The sequence below is a fragment of the Paracoccus wurundjeri genome, from assembly GCF_030678915.1.
Lineage (GTDB): Bacteria > Pseudomonadota > Alphaproteobacteria > Rhodobacterales > Rhodobacteraceae > Paracoccus > Paracoccus onubensis_A.
This window is the reverse complement of the sequence record NZ_JAUUTZ010000022.1, coordinates 1-12,806: the sequence shown is the minus strand read 5'-3', so window position 1 is coordinate 12,806 and position 12,806 is coordinate 1. Positions and strand designations below refer to the sequence as shown.

14 protein-coding genes and 1 tRNA gene are annotated in these 12,806 nt (G+C 60.9%); 10 read left to right on the top strand and 5 right to left on the bottom strand.

What is annotated here, in order from left to right:
* The first annotated feature begins 31 nt into the window (after positions 1-31).
* From Q0601_RS18445 to Q0601_RS18435, 3 genes are read left to right on the top strand one after another with little or no spacing between them, the layout of a single operon-like run.
* Positions 32-619 carry a hypothetical protein gene (locus Q0601_RS18445; RefSeq protein WP_305291367.1) on the top strand — a complete coding sequence of 196 codons (588 nt, stop codon included), beginning with the start codon at positions 32-34 and terminating at the stop codon, positions 617-619.
* Complete coding sequence (locus Q0601_RS18440; RefSeq protein WP_305291366.1) at positions 616-1,164, top strand: hypothetical protein; 549 nt, start codon at positions 616-618, stop codon at positions 1,162-1,164. Before Q0601_RS18445 ends, Q0601_RS18440 begins: the two co-directional genes overlap by 4 nt.
* Positions 1,161-1,712, top strand: coding sequence for a hypothetical protein (locus Q0601_RS18435; RefSeq protein ID WP_305291365.1), 552 nt, complete (start codon positions 1,161-1,163; stop codon positions 1,710-1,712). The genes Q0601_RS18440 and Q0601_RS18435 overlap by 4 nt, the downstream gene beginning before the upstream one ends.
* On the opposite strand, the gene Q0601_RS18430 is transcribed toward Q0601_RS18435, so the two are convergent.
* Positions 1,681-3,012 (bottom strand): hypothetical protein, encoded by a 1,332-nt coding sequence (locus Q0601_RS18430; RefSeq protein ID WP_305291363.1) that lies wholly within the window; start codon positions 3,010-3,012, stop codon positions 1,681-1,683. The two genes, Q0601_RS18435 and Q0601_RS18430, sit on opposite strands and share 32 nt — an antisense overlap.
* Before the next feature lie 378 nt (positions 3,013-3,390).
* Here Q0601_RS18430 and Q0601_RS18425 point away from each other — a divergent pair, with 378 nt between their 5' ends.
* Positions 3,391-5,019, top strand: a complete 1,629-nt coding sequence (locus tag Q0601_RS18425; RefSeq protein ID WP_305291361.1) for a Na/Pi cotransporter family protein — start codon at positions 3,391-3,393, stop codon at positions 5,017-5,019.
* Positions 5,020-5,290: 271 nt separating this feature from the next.
* Here the strand turns inward: Q0601_RS18425 and Q0601_RS18420 are convergent.
* A tRNA-Tyr gene (locus Q0601_RS18420) sits at positions 5,291-5,374 on the bottom strand.
* Positions 5,375-5,495: 121 nt separating this feature from the next.
* On the opposite strand from Q0601_RS18420, the gene Q0601_RS18415 reads away from it, so the two are divergent.
* From Q0601_RS18415 to Q0601_RS18390, 6 genes are all read left to right on the top strand, one after another.
* The gene (locus tag Q0601_RS18415; protein WP_305291360.1) at positions 5,496-6,296 is read left to right on the top strand and encodes a TrmH family RNA methyltransferase; all 801 of its coding nucleotides are present in this window, start codon (positions 5,496-5,498) and stop codon (positions 6,294-6,296) included.
* A gap of 90 nt (positions 6,297-6,386) precedes the next feature.
* Complete coding sequence (locus tag Q0601_RS18410) at positions 6,387-6,794, top strand: YHS domain-containing (seleno)protein (RefSeq protein ID WP_305291359.1); 408 nt, start codon at positions 6,387-6,389, stop codon at positions 6,792-6,794.
* Between the two features lie 236 nt (positions 6,795-7,030).
* Positions 7,031-7,450: a CoA-binding protein gene (locus tag Q0601_RS18405; RefSeq protein WP_119751477.1), complete on the top strand. Its 420-nt coding sequence runs from the start codon at positions 7,031-7,033 to the stop codon at positions 7,448-7,450.
* A 98-nt stretch (positions 7,451-7,548) separates the two neighbouring features.
* A complete protein-coding gene (locus tag Q0601_RS18400; RefSeq protein ID WP_305291358.1) occupies positions 7,549-8,247 on the top strand; it encodes a type 1 glutamine amidotransferase in 699 nt (232 codons plus the stop codon).
* Positions 8,247-9,602, top strand: coding sequence for a glutamine synthetase family protein (locus tag Q0601_RS18395; RefSeq protein ID WP_305291445.1), 1,356 nt, complete (start codon positions 8,247-8,249; stop codon positions 9,600-9,602). Before Q0601_RS18400 ends, Q0601_RS18395 begins: the two co-directional genes overlap by 1 nt.
* A gap of 67 nt (positions 9,603-9,669) precedes the next feature.
* Positions 9,670-10,980: an NAD(P)/FAD-dependent oxidoreductase gene (locus tag Q0601_RS18390; protein WP_305291357.1), complete on the top strand. Its 1,311-nt coding sequence runs from the start codon at positions 9,670-9,672 to the stop codon at positions 10,978-10,980.
* 4 nt (positions 10,981-10,984) lie between these two features.
* Here the strand turns inward: Q0601_RS18390 and Q0601_RS18385 are convergent, their stop codons facing one another.
* Genes Q0601_RS18385 through Q0601_RS18375 form a run of 3 tightly spaced genes read right to left on the bottom strand, consistent with a single transcriptional unit; the run spans position 10,985 to position 12,650 of the window.
* Positions 10,985-11,446: a tellurite resistance TerB family protein gene (locus tag Q0601_RS18385; protein ID WP_305291356.1), complete on the bottom strand. Its 462-nt coding sequence runs from the start codon at positions 11,444-11,446 to the stop codon at positions 10,985-10,987.
* Positions 11,447-11,484: 38 nt separating this feature from the next.
* Entirely contained in the window at positions 11,485-11,784 is a 300-nt protein-coding gene (locus tag Q0601_RS18380) for a DUF1330 domain-containing protein (RefSeq protein ID WP_305291355.1), read from the bottom strand.
* A complete protein-coding gene (locus Q0601_RS18375) occupies positions 11,781-12,650 on the bottom strand; it encodes a PhzF family phenazine biosynthesis protein (RefSeq protein WP_305291353.1) in 870 nt (289 codons plus the stop codon). The genes Q0601_RS18380 and Q0601_RS18375 overlap by 4 nt, the downstream gene beginning before the upstream one ends.
* Positions 12,651-12,806 lie beyond the last annotated feature (156 nt).

The following is a 12,806-nucleotide window of genomic DNA, read 5'->3' as shown; positions in this document are numbered from 1 at the left end:
GCAGGCAGGCATTTGATCTTGATCTTGCCTGTTGGCCACGCTCAGATACGGCATGGCCGATGCGAAGCTCCATCTGTTTCGACGTCTCTGGCTGCGCCTTCTGGCGACCGCCGGAATCGCGGCTGCCGTGCTTCTGAGCTGGTGGCTGAGGATCGATCAGGCGCGGGCGCCCTCCGAAATCGCTACGACCAGTTTCGGCGAGACGATCGACCTTGGCCGCAGTCTGTTCACACCCGAGGCGCTGCAACTGCGCCGCAGTCCCGATCAGCCTGATCAGCTTGTCCTGACCGCGTCGGTCGAGAATGTTACGGGCAAGACGCAGAACGCGGTCTTCGGCAGTCCTGAACATCCGCCGCTGCTGACGATCGGTGAAAACCCGCTTGCACCGCCCGAGATCGTCCTGATGCGGGACGACGCGCCGCTATACGAGCTTCAGCCGCGTATCCCGGAAAAGATCGCGCTGGTCTGGACGCTGCCGACACCGTGGCAGCCGCAAACGGTCGAGATTGCCTTCTCGCGCCAGACCTTCAAGCTTCGGGACAATCTTTACGGACAGGCGAGTTGGCTTGTTTTCGTTCCGGAAGCGCGGATGACTGCCGAGCCCGAGGCAGCGCCATGAAAACCTTCGTCAATATCGTGATCGGGCTTGCCGCTATCGTGCTGCTTGGCGCGATGATGTTGACCAATCCCGATTACAACAGCGCGGTCCGTCCCTTTGTCACATCGGTGAAACCCGGAGAGACAGGAGAGACGCGACTGATTTCGGGGCGGTTCGAAAATTGGCGCAGTGCCGACCGGATCCAGTTCAGCCGTTATGGAACCGAAATTACCCGCGATACCGACGGAATCTTTCTGGTTGCGGATTTCGTCCTGTCGGGAACCCGGGAATCGGCCATGCTTTCTGCGACCTGGGTCGGAGCAAGCAAGCGTCGCTATCGCGCGACCTCGCGCATTGCGGATGTGCCCGGGCAGATCGACCAGCTTTGGCTTCAGCCGGGCGTGAACAGCAAGACATTCGCGATATTCGAGCTTCCACCCGATGAGATCGAAGGCGGTTCTGCCCTGCTGTCGCTGCGACTCGATCCGCCGCTTGACGGCACGCTGCTTCTTGCCCCGCCGGATTCGCCCCCCGCGCATGAAGCCATCCTGAGGCTGGGACCATGAAATCGATCGGGCTTGTCATCGCGACATTGTTCTTCTTCGGCCTGTCGGTCCTGATCGTTGCATGGCCGGATCTGAAGGAATTGCGGCGCGGCAGGAACTGGGATGTCGCGCAATCTGACCGGTCCGAGGGCGAATTGCATGGCGTCAGGGTCTTCGTGGATCAGACGCGGGCGATGATCCTGCCTGCGGCGCCTGACCGTGCCTTGCTTTATCTGCGGCTGGGATTGCAGGCAGAGCCGGATCGGATGCGCGATTGGCTAAGCTGCGATATCGCCCTGACCGATGGCAGCGGGCGCAAATGGCTTCCACTTGCCAATGCGGCGGGGGCTCAGATCATCCGGTTCCTTGGCGATGACCCCTATGAGCAAAGCTGCAACCAGTCTTTGAGTATGCCGCCGGAAGATGGCAGCCCCTCTTTTTCAGGGCAGCCCTTTCTGGTGCCGGCCGATGTTGTGGGTGGGCTCAGGCTTGAGATCTCGGGTCTGAATACGCGCCCGGATGCGTTGTCATTGCCACTCAACCCGGTGATGCAGCTGCCGCCCGGCTAGCCTGTTGCGCTGCGTCCTGCGCGCGCCCGGCAAGTTCAAGCCCGGCCGCGAGGATGCAGAATTGCAAGGGACTGACCAGAAGCCCGCCCGGCGGTGCTCCGGGGGCGTCGAAAAGCACGTTCAGCGGCACAGAAGCGATCTGCCACATCTGCATGTCCTGCGGCCCGATCAGGTGAGCAAGCCCGATCCAGGCCCAGTTTCCCAGCCAGTCGACAAGCCGCCACAGCACCAGCACCGAGGCAGTCAATGCAAAGCCCGCGGAAGCTGCCAGCAGGATGCCATTCGTCACCGCATGCCAGCGTTTGATCACCCCTCTCCAGAAATGTCCGAGGAAATCGGTAACTGGCTTCGGCAGGGCTTCCCAGCGGCGTAGCGCCCGGCCCGCCAAGCGATCCGTCTCGCCGCGCACCGCGTTCATATCGTGACCATAGACGATAGCACCAAGATTGAACCAGACCAGAGGCAAGAGCGCATACCAGAAAAGCGCTTTGACGGTCGGCCAAAGCTGCGGTGCAGGGGGCCAGTCGACCGGCATCGCCGAGGCATCGGTAATCGCGGCCGATGCCTCCGAGACAAACCAGTTCATCAGGTCGCCCGGCGGCGGCAGATTTGCCATCCACCCGGCAATCTCGTTCTTCCAGCCCGAGATGACATACAGACCCAAAAGCGCCCAGGTTGCCTCGCACAGGACGATCAGCATCGACCAGGACTGCTTCCCGGTGCGTTCGCTGAAATATTTTGCAAATTTGCGGATCGCCCAGACCAGCAGGACGGCAAGGATCACCCAGCCGGTCTGGCTGACTTCAAGAGCCGTGGGAGTCGCCTTGGGGTCGTTGAAATCAATTTGCGACATCTGGGTGGCAAGGAAGATCTGCGAATAGCTACGCAGCGTATCGCCCAAAAGACCCCATCCGGCGTAATAGCCGTAAAAGGGAACAAGCACCGCCAGAAGGGCAATCGCGAAACCGGGGGGCGGCGCCTCGGTTTCGGCGGTACCGGGTTCCGGCTCTGGCGCGGGTTGCCTGCGGCGTAGCAGCATCCGCATGCGCATCCGGGGCAAGCCGTTTCTCAGAATCACGAAAAACACCACGAAGATGACAAGCTGAAGCAGGATGACCGGTGCGATGGCGACCAGCCCGAGAAGGCGGTTTTGCAGACCGATCCAGACCGCCGCGCGCAGAAGAAGCTGGTCCAGTACAGTCCCTGCGGCCCAAATCGCTGACAGCAGAAGCGCATAACGATAGAACAGGCTGCCGGTCAGCCTGAGATGCTGGCTGATCACTTTGATCGCATCCGTCATCCTCTCCCCCTTCGCAATGCCGGGTGCAGCAGATCATGCAACAATAAGAACGAAATATTCGCCGGCGTCTACCGGCAGGTATCATGCGATGATTTTCCCTTGGCCGATGATCCGCAGAGCGGCGAGGAGATCGGGCGTCGATCGTTGCGCCTCCGGTCGCAGGACGGGCCGACGGGATCAAAGGCCGGTTTCGTCCAGACCGCATCACATGGCTGCGCCAGATTGGCTGAAACCGCATGGTCAAGCCATTATTTATGCCGCAGATACGCAAGAAATAGCCCAAAATCAGAAGAAATCATTGACCTCGTACCGAAAGAGGGACTCAGATTGGTTTGCTCTTGACTATGATCGCGCGAGGAAGAACCGCCAGGAACAGATATGGCATCATTCGTTGTCTTCTTTCAGATCGGCGGGGCCGTTGCCCTGCTTCTGTTCGGGCTCGGGCTTGTACGTGACGGCATAACGACCGCTTTCGGCATCCGGTTGAAAACGGCACTTGGTCTGGGTACCCGGACGGGGCCGCGGGCGTTCCTTTCCGGTGTTGTCGCAACGCTGGGGCTGCAATCCTCTACGGCAACGGCGCTTCTTACGGCCTCTTTTCGCGACCGGAACCTGATCGGCGCCCGCATGTCCCAGATCGTGCTTCTGGGGGCGAATGTCGGCACGGCTTTGACGGCATTAGTGATCTCTGTCGGATTTCAGGCCATTGCACCTGCACTGATCCTTGCCGGGTTCGCCGCAAGCCGTCGCGAAAAGCCAGCCATCAGCGGCAGCGGCCGGGCATTGATCGGGCTTGGCCTTATGCTGGTATCGCTGGCGCTGTTGGAAGTCGGAACGCAGCCTTTGCGCGAATCTTCCGAGATCGCGGCCTTTCTGACCATGCTGGATGCGTCATGGCCGGTTGCGCTGTTATTCGCGGCGATTATTGCTGCAATCTGTTCATCTTCGCTTGCGGCGGTGCTGCTGGTGATGACATTGAACATTCCCGTCGGCCTGACTGTTGTTCTGGTGCTTGGGGCCAATCTGGGCGGCGCAATTCCCCCGGTTCTGGCCACTGCAAAAGGCAGCATCGCGGCCCGGCGTCTGACGGTCGGAAACCTGATGATCCGCGCGGCCGGCTGCCTTTTGGTGCTGCCATTTGCGGGTCAATTCGGTGCGGCACTGGAAACAGTTCCCATGACCATGACCGGATTGGCCGTCGAAGCGCATCTGGCCTTCAATGTTCTGTTGGCTGTCTGCATCGCGCCGTTTACCGGCCTGATCTCGCGCAGCCTTGCCCATTTCCTGCCTGACGCCGAACCAAGCGGAGAAGCCCCGCCGCAATGGCTTGACGACCAGGCGCTCGAAGTGCCTGCGCTTGCCCTTGGGGGTGCCAGCAGGCAGGCATTGTCGATCGGTGATGACATCGCCCGCATGCTTGATCAGACCAGGCTGGCATTCACCAGAAACGACAGCAGCTCATTGTCAGAGGTGACGGTACTCGAGGACAGGGTGGATTTGCGCCAGCAGCAGGTGAAAACCTATCTCTCGCGGCTGGGCCGGGACGCGGATGAGCATGACCGGCGCCAGTCGATCACGATCCTTGATTATGTCATCAATCTGGAACATGTCGGGGACATCATCGAAAAGGGCCTTACCGTAAGCGTTCGCAAGAAGATCGGCTTGCAACTGCGCTTCTCGGATGCCGGCTATCAGGAACTGGACGCCCTGTTCCTGATGACGATGGAAACATTGCAGATGGCGCAGACGATTTTCATGACACGGGATATCGAACTGGCCCGACAACTGATGGAACAGAAGATCGAGATCCGTAATCGGGAACGTCAGTCGGCCCAGCGCCATCTGGTGCGCCTGCGCGACGGGCATCAGCAAAGCCGCGAAACATCCTCCCTTCATCTTGATATTCTGCGCGATCTCAAGCGCATCAATGCGCATCTCGTCTCGGTCGCCCATCCGATACTGGATGAAGAAGGGCTGCTGATCGAAAGCCGCCTGCGCAATGTGTAAAAGGGCATGTTTGGGTCATGTGCTGCCGGTTGAACGCGCCGGGGCTGTGGCTCATGCGTCGGGCGGTGCATTATCGCCAGGTTCAACGATCCGCGCCGTTTCTTCAGGACGGGCACGGGTTGTTTTCGATAGCGGGCTTTGACGTCCCCGGGCAATATCTTTCGAATCGAAGAAAATATGCGTCAGTCAGTGGCAATTCATGATATGCACGGTAGACCTGACCGGGTATCGGGACACCACTTCGTTGATTTCGTTCGATTTTCAGGTGAAATGGTGGGCGACCCTGGAATCGAACCAGGCATGGGTCTCCCCGGCGGAGTTACAGTCCGCTGCCGCACCTTGCAGCACGTCGCCCGCCGAGTGCCGTCGGCGTGGGCCGTGATTAGCGGTCTCGCCCACGGGCGTCAAGCGGATTTCCGGGGCTTGCGTCGCAGGTTATTGGGGCGCAGACAAGGGGAAGATAAAGGGAATTCACAATGGCCGCCCAACAGAAATCGAAGAAGCCTCAATGGGTCATCGGGAAAGAGCGTGCGCGGCGGGCGGCAGCGGCCGAAACCCTGTGGCTTTTCGGGCTTCATGCGGTGCGCGACGCTTTGGCCAATCCCGTGCGTGACAGGCTGCGGCTGGTGGTCACGCGGAACGCATTGGACCGGCTTGGCGAATTGCACGGCATGGATCCGGAGGTGATCGATCCGCGCGTCTTCACGAAAACCGTGCCGCTGCCGGATGAAAGCGTCCATCAGGGGGCGGCGCTTGAAGTGAAGCCGCTGAAATGGGGCGGGCTTAGCGATGTGGCGCTGCGGGAAGCACCCGGCGAGGTCCGGCCGTTGCTGGTTGCGCTGGACCGGGTCAGCGATCCGCATAATGTCGGCGCGATCCTGCGCTCGGCCGAAGTGTTCGGCGCCCGCGCGGTGATTGCCCCGGCGCGTCACTCGGCCCCTGAAACCGGTGCGCTTGCCAAGACGGCGTCCGGCGCATTGGAGCGGCAGCCCTATCTGCGCGTGCCCAATCTTGCAGAGGCGTTGAACCAGCTGAAACAGATGGGCTTCACGCTGATCGGGCTTGACGGCACCGGCAAGACGGCATTGCCCGATCTGCTTGCCGGTCTGCCGGACCGGGCGGCGATCTGCCTTGTGATGGGGGCGGAAGGGCCCGGGATGCGCGAACTCACCATGAAAAGCTGCGATCATGTCGCGCGTATCCCCTTTGCGGCGGATTTCGGGTCGCTGAACGTATCGAATGCCGCTGCGGTCGCGTTATACGCGGGAACGCGGTAACGGGCGATATCACCGAGACATGATCTCAACAGCATTGAGAATCACCGAAGATACTGGCAGGAGTCCTGTTTATCCCAGAGCTACGCGACCATGAAACTGTTTGCACCTGCCATATCCATGCTGACCGCATTCGCTTCGCCCCTTGCTGCGCAGGACTGGGCGGTCGGAGGATATGACCCCGTCGGGTTCGTTTCGGGGCGCCCCGCGCCCGGTCGCAGCGATATCTCGACATTGTGGAAAGGCCAGTTCTGGCATTTTGTCTCTGAAGACAACCGTACGCGATTCGAATCGGATCCGGGGCAATTCGCCCCCGCATTTGATGGATTATGCCCGGTTTCCCTTGCCCAGGGAGAAGAGCTTCGGGGGGATCCGCGGTTTTTCGCCGTTATCGGCGACACGCTTTATCTGACGCGCTCGGATGCCGATTTACGCAGGCTACAGCAGGCTCCGGACGAAATTCTGCGCCAGGCCAAAGAGATTTGGGCCGCCAGAAACTGACCCGGAGCGCAATCGCCGAATCTTCACAATTTTGCGAAAACTATGGAACTTTTCCCTATGGATGCTCATTTACATCACAGAACATGACCCCGGAACGGTCATGTTCAGATCACTGTCCCTCGTTCCGCCACTTGCGCCCGGCCAAATTCTGGACCGGGCGCCTTTTCTGTGTAAGCCTAAGGCAATTCGTATTGGACGCGTTTCTGGGAAGGGGGAGTAGTCTTTTGCAACTGGATATGGCCGATGATGAACTGATCGCCCGGATCGCACGTGAGACGAAGGTGATCGCAATGGTGGGGCTGTCGCCGAATGAGGCAAGGGCAAGCTGGGGCGTGGCAAGATACCTTCAGTCGCAGGGAAAGCGCGTGATCCCCGTTAATCCCGGGCATGCTGGCAAGACGATTCTGGATGAAAGGGTCTATGCGGATCTGGCAAGTATTCCTGCGGATGCGGGCGTGCAGATGATCGATGTCTTCCGGCGTTCCGAGGCGGTGGGCGCGATCGTCGATGAGGCGCTTGAACATCTGCCCGATCTCGGGACCATCTGGCTGCAGCTTGGAATCCGGGACGACAAGGCCGCAGCACGGGCGCGTGCAAGGGGCGTCGAGGTGATTCAGGACCGTTGCACCAAGATCGAGTTTCCCCGCCATATCTGACAGGCTGCGCGCTTGATCACGGACCGGTATCACTGCCTCTTGCGGCCACCCCGTTCGGGCGACTACCCTGCGGTTGAACTCAACATCGCAGGTTAATCATGCGTATCGGTATCCTACAATGCGGCCAGTCTCCCGAACAGCTCAGGGACAGTCTGGGCGATTATCCAGACATGTTCATGCGGTTTCTGGGCAATCGGGGCTTCGAATTTCGGGTCTGGCATGTCGAAGATATGGATTTCCCGGCGGATATCCATGATGCCGATGGCTGGCTGCTGACCGGTTCCCGCCACGGCGCCTACGAGGGTCACGCCTTTATCCCGCCGCTGGAAGATTTTATCCGCCGCGCCTACGCCGCTGCCGTGCCTCTGGTCGGGATTTGTTTCGGTCATCAGATTATCGCGCAGGCTTTGGGCGGCAAGGTCGTCAAACATCCGGGCGGCTGGGTCGTCGGCGCGCAGGATTACGATTTCGGCGGCGAGAAAGTGACGCTCAATGCCTGGCATCAGGATCAGGTCGTGACCCCGCCCGATGACGCCCGGGTCGCGGGCCGCAGCGAGGTCTGCGAATATGCTGCGCTGGTTTATGGCGACCAGGCATGGACCGTGCAGCCGCATCCCGAGTTTCAGGACGATTTCGTGCAGGGGTTGATGGATACCCGCGCCAAGGGCGTGGTGCCGCAGGACCTGCTGGATCGCGCGGCCGGCCGGATGGGCGAAGTCAGGGCATCGGATGTGATCGCAGATCGGATCGAGGCGTTTTTCAAACAGCCCCGCAGCGCCGCAAAAGGAGCTGCGTGATCATGAACTGGATAGACCGCACACCCGCCGCCGCACGGGAATATCTGGACGGTCGCCGGCTGGATGAGGTGGAGTGCATCGTTGCCGATATCGCCGGGGTGGCGCGCGGCAAGGCGATGCCCGCCTCGAAATTCGCAAGGCAGGACAAGTTCTACCTGCCGAACTCGATCTTCCTGCAGACGATCACCGGTGAATGGGCCGACAATCCGGCAGGGGCTTTCACCGAGCCCGACATGATCCTGACCCCGGATTTCAGCACCGCAAGCGCCGCGCCATGGACGGCGGACTGGACGCTTCAGATCATCCATGACGCAACCGATCAGCAGGGCAATCCCGTGCCGATCGCGCCGCGCAACGTGTTGAAAAAAGTGGTCGGATTATACGAGGAAAAGGGCTGGAAACCCGTCGTCGCGCCCGAGATGGAGTTTTTCCTTGTCGCCCGCAATACCGATCCAAATCAGCCGATCATTCCTCCGATGGGGCGCACCGGCAGGCGGGCGGCGGCCAAACAGGCCTATTCCATGTCGGCGGTCGATGAATATGGCAAGGTGATTGACGATATCTATGATTTCGCCGAGGCGCAGGGATTCGAGATCGACGGCATCCTGCAGGAAGGTGGCGCCGGGCAGGTCGAGATCAACCTTAATCACGGTGATCCCGTGGCCCTGGCCGATGAGATGTTCTTTTTCAAACGCCTGATCCGCGAGGCCGCGCTGCGCCATGATTGCTTCGCCACCTTCATGGCCAAGCCGATCGAAGGCGAACCGGGCAGCGCCATGCATATCCACCATTCGATCGTGGATATGCAATCCGGGAAGAATTTGTTCTCGGATGAGAGAGGCCGGGAAACTCCGGCCTTTCTGCATTTCATTGCCGGGATGCAGCGGCATCTGCCGGCGGCGATCGCGCTGCTTGCGCCCTATGTGAACAGCTATCGCCGCTATGTCCCGGATTTCGCCGCGCCGATCAATCTGGAATGGGGGCGCGACAACCGCACAACCGGGCTGCGCGTACCGATATCGGGACCCGAGGCAAGACGGGTCGAGAACCGGCTGGCCGGGATGGACTGCAATCCCTATCTGGGCATCGCGGCGTCTTTGGCATGCGGTTATCTGGGCCTGATAAGCGGCGAATCTCCCCGGGCCGAATGCCTTGGCGATGCCTATATGTCCGAGGATGAACTGCCCTATAATCTGGGCGATGCGCTTGACCTGATGTCGGAGAACGAGGCGATGCGCGGCGTATTGGGCGAAGAGTTCACGGCTGTCTACGAATCGGTGAAGCGCAATGAATACAAGGAATTCCTTCAGGTCATCAGCCCGTGGGAACGGGAACATCTGCTGTTGAATGTATGAGCGGTCCGATGCGCCAAACCCGTCAGGGTACCGGTGACAGGCACGAAACCGTTTCCGGCGGCGCCCCATGAACCTGCTTTACCTAAACGACCGGCGGGGAAAATACCCCGATAGCCTTTACGCCGAAACCAGCCCGGAGCTTGCTCCTTTCCCGATGCTGAAGGGCGAGACGCGGGCTGATGTCGCGGTCGTAGGCGGCGGCTATACCGGTCTGTCGGCGGCCTTGCATCTGGCCCGGCGCGGATATGCCGTGATCCTGCTTGAGGCGCATCGCGTCGGTTTCGGCGCGTCGGGCCGCAATGGCGGGCAGCTTGGCTCTGGTCAGCGACAAGAGGTTGACTGGCTGGAAGCGCAGTTTGGCAGGGAAACCGCCCGCCGTCTGTGGGATCTGGCCGAAAAGGCCAAGGCACTGGTGCGTTCGCTGGCCGCCGAAGCCGGGGTTCCGGTGCGCGATGGCGTAGCCCATGCCTGCCGCACTCAATCAGAGGTCGATCACGCCCACCGCATCGCCGAACATCTGGCGCAGCATTACGATTACGCCCGGGTTCAGCCGCTGGACGGGCAGGGACTGGCCGATCTGGCCGGTACCCAAAGCTATGCCGGAGGAGATGTAGATTGGGGCGCGGGGCATCTGCATCCGCTGAACCTTGCCAAAGGCATCGCAAGACTGGCGCATGATGCCGGGGCGGTCATTCACGAGAATACCCATGTGCACCGCATCACCCATGCCCGGAAACCCGCCGAGAAAACCATAATCCATTGCGATACCGGCAGGGTGATATGCGATCATGTCATCCTTGCCGGTAACGGTTATCTTGGCGGCATCGCCCCGAAAATCGCCTCGAAGGTCATGCCGATCAATAATTATATCGTGGCGACCGAACCTCTGGGCGAGAACTTCCCCGAGATCCTGCCGCAAAACCCGGCAGTCGCGGATACGAAATTCGTGGTGAATTACTGGCGGCTGGACGATGAGCGGCGGCTGATCTTCGGTGGCGGCGAAACCGTGAGCTACCGTTTCCCCAAGGATATCTTCGCCAAGGTGCGCCCGCATCTGCTGTCGGTCTATCCGCAGCTTGGGGATGTGCGGCTGACCCATGCATGGGGCGGCACATTGGCGATCACCACCAACCGCATGCCCTGTTTCGTGCGCCCCGCCGTGAATTGCCTGTCGGCAAGCGGTTTTTCGGGGCATGGCGTGGGCATGGCGACCCTGTCCGGACGGCTGATGGCCGAAGCGATCGCCGGGCAGGCCGAGGGTTTCGAGGTCATGGAGGCCATTCCCACAGGCGGCTTTCCCGGCGGTGCATCCCTGCGTGGTCCACTGCTGGTCGCCGGCATGGCGTGGTACGGGCTGCGTGACCGGTTGGGGTTCTGAAGCCTTAGCTTCCGTCCATCCCCAGATCCCGCAGAACCTTCTGGCGGATCATGGCCGAATCCTTGTCCGGTACGCCTAGCAGCCCGGCGACAAGTCGGATCAGCGTCTCTTCATCTGTGCCGCGCCGGCTGTCGGCATAAGCCGTCTCCCACATCGCGCCGATCACGCCGGTACGATCCTCAAGTGCGATCCGGTCCTTGACCTGCCGGGTGAAGCGGACGGTATCGGGGGCCTCGGCCTCGATCATCTCGGCGGCGGCGCGACGCTCGGCTGCTTCTTCCAGCGACAGGCCACGGCGCCGGGCCAGAATCTGGTCGATCCGTTGTCGTTCCACCTGCCGGTAATGGTCGTCCGAACGCGCGACCCGCACCAAAAGCGCGGCAATCGCAACCTCGGCATCCGGCGAGGCCAAAGGCCGCGGAAGCGGGTCTTCATTGAAAAGGCGGGACAAGAGATCGCGGAACATCATTCAATCATACGGTTTTTCACCGCAAACACAAGCGTCTAGCTTGGATCAGCCCAGCCTTCCACAATCACCAGATCCACAAGGCTGACCGGATCGCGAAGCGCCTTGGCGCGTTGATATTCGAGGCTGTCATAGCACCCTCGCGCGGCTTCGATCGAAGGAAACTCGATCACCACGCAGCGCGGCCTGACCTTACCCTCGACAATCTCCTGCGCGCCGCCGCGAACAAGAAAACGCGCGCCGAATTTCGCAAAGGCTTCGGCATTGGCCTTGCGATAAGCCTCATAGGCCGTTGCGTCATCAACACTGACATGGCCCACCCAATAAGCCTTGGTCATGCGTCCTCCGGTATTCTGATACGACCTTCCGCGATGGAAACGGCAGTTCCGCCGACTCTGATTTCGCGCAATTCGCCCCGTTCGACAAGCCCCGACAGACCGATCCGCGAGGGCCGCCCCATCTCGACGCCCTGCCGAAGACCGATCCGGTTCTCGCCATCGGCCAGCGCCCCACTTGCCAGAAGCTGCGCCGCCAGTATGGCCGAGGCCGAGCCGGTCGCGGGATCTTCGGGAATGCCAGCGGTGGGCGAGAACATCCGGGCGCGATAGCCATCGTCTTCGGCAGCATAAAGATAGGCGCTGTCCACCTGCGCCTGCGCCATCGCCCGGGACCAATAAGGCTCGATCGGCCGCGCGGCCGCCAGCGCATCCAGATCCGCGACCGGCACGAACAGGAAAGCCGGACCACCCTGCCAGACGCCCGGCCGGTGCCTGCCAAAGCCGATAGCGGCGTCTGGCAGATCCAATGCGCGCGCGATCAGTCCGGCATCCACGTCCCCGCCATGCGGCACGGGCAGTCTGGGCGCGGTGAATTCCGCCTGTCCACCGCGAATCCGGACCGGCACCAGCCCGGCTTCTTCCTCCAGCAGAATTTGCCCGTCCTGACCTTTTGCCAGATGCAAGGCGCAGCCGATGGTCGGATGACCGGCAAAGGGAATCTCGGCGGTCGGAAAGAATATCCTGACGCGGGCCGTATGCGCCGGATCGCGCGGGGTCATGACGAATATCGTCTCGGACAGGTTGAACTGCCGCGCGATCACCTGCATCTGCGCGGTGTTCAGATCGTCGGCCCCCATGACGACGGCCAGCGGATTCCCCGAAAATGGCCGGTCGGTGAACACGTCATAGATATGAAATTCCAGCATGCGCCCCCTTCTTCTTCACCGAAATATCCCCGGGGGAGCCGCGCGTCAGCGTGGCGGGGGCGGCCCCCCCAAAACCCGGTTACTATTTCTGTGGGACATATTTAAAACGAGGCAACAACTCGCCGTAGTAAAACGGGTTGTATACCACCAAGGGCA

What these genes read in the sequence shown, in the direction of transcription:
- Q0601_RS18385 (WP_305291356.1), bottom strand. Translation starts at nt 11,446, where the DNA reads ATGTTCCGCGATCTCTTGTCCCGCCTTTTCAATGAAGACCCGCTTCCG.
- Q0601_RS18375 (WP_305291353.1), bottom strand. Translation starts at nt 12,650, where the DNA reads ATGCTGGAATTTCATATCTATGACGTGTTCACCGACCGGCCATTTTCG.
- Q0601_RS18430 (WP_305291363.1), bottom strand. Translation starts at nt 3,012, where the DNA reads ATGACGGATGCGATCAAAGTGATCAGCCAGCATCTCAGGCTGACCGGC.
- Q0601_RS18415 (WP_305291360.1), top strand. Translation starts at nt 5,496, where the DNA reads ATGGCCGCCCAACAGAAATCGAAGAAGCCTCAATGGGTCATCGGGAAA.
- Q0601_RS18405 (WP_119751477.1), top strand. Translation starts at nt 7,031, where the DNA reads ATGGCCGATGATGAACTGATCGCCCGGATCGCACGTGAGACGAAGGTG.
- Q0601_RS18435 (WP_305291365.1), top strand. Translation starts at nt 1,161, where the DNA reads ATGAAATCGATCGGGCTTGTCATCGCGACATTGTTCTTCTTCGGCCTG.
- Q0601_RS18425 (WP_305291361.1), top strand. Translation starts at nt 3,391, where the DNA reads ATGGCATCATTCGTTGTCTTCTTTCAGATCGGCGGGGCCGTTGCCCTG.
- Q0601_RS18390 (WP_305291357.1), top strand. Translation starts at nt 9,670, where the DNA reads ATGAACCTGCTTTACCTAAACGACCGGCGGGGAAAATACCCCGATAGC.
- Q0601_RS18410 (WP_305291359.1), top strand. Translation starts at nt 6,387, where the DNA reads ATGAAACTGTTTGCACCTGCCATATCCATGCTGACCGCATTCGCTTCG.
- Q0601_RS18400 (WP_305291358.1), top strand. Translation starts at nt 7,549, where the DNA reads ATGCGTATCGGTATCCTACAATGCGGCCAGTCTCCCGAACAGCTCAGG.
- Q0601_RS18440 (WP_305291366.1), top strand. Translation starts at nt 616, where the DNA reads ATGAAAACCTTCGTCAATATCGTGATCGGGCTTGCCGCTATCGTGCTG.
- Q0601_RS18380 (WP_305291355.1), bottom strand. Translation starts at nt 11,784, where the DNA reads ATGACCAAGGCTTATTGGGTGGGCCATGTCAGTGTTGATGACGCAACG.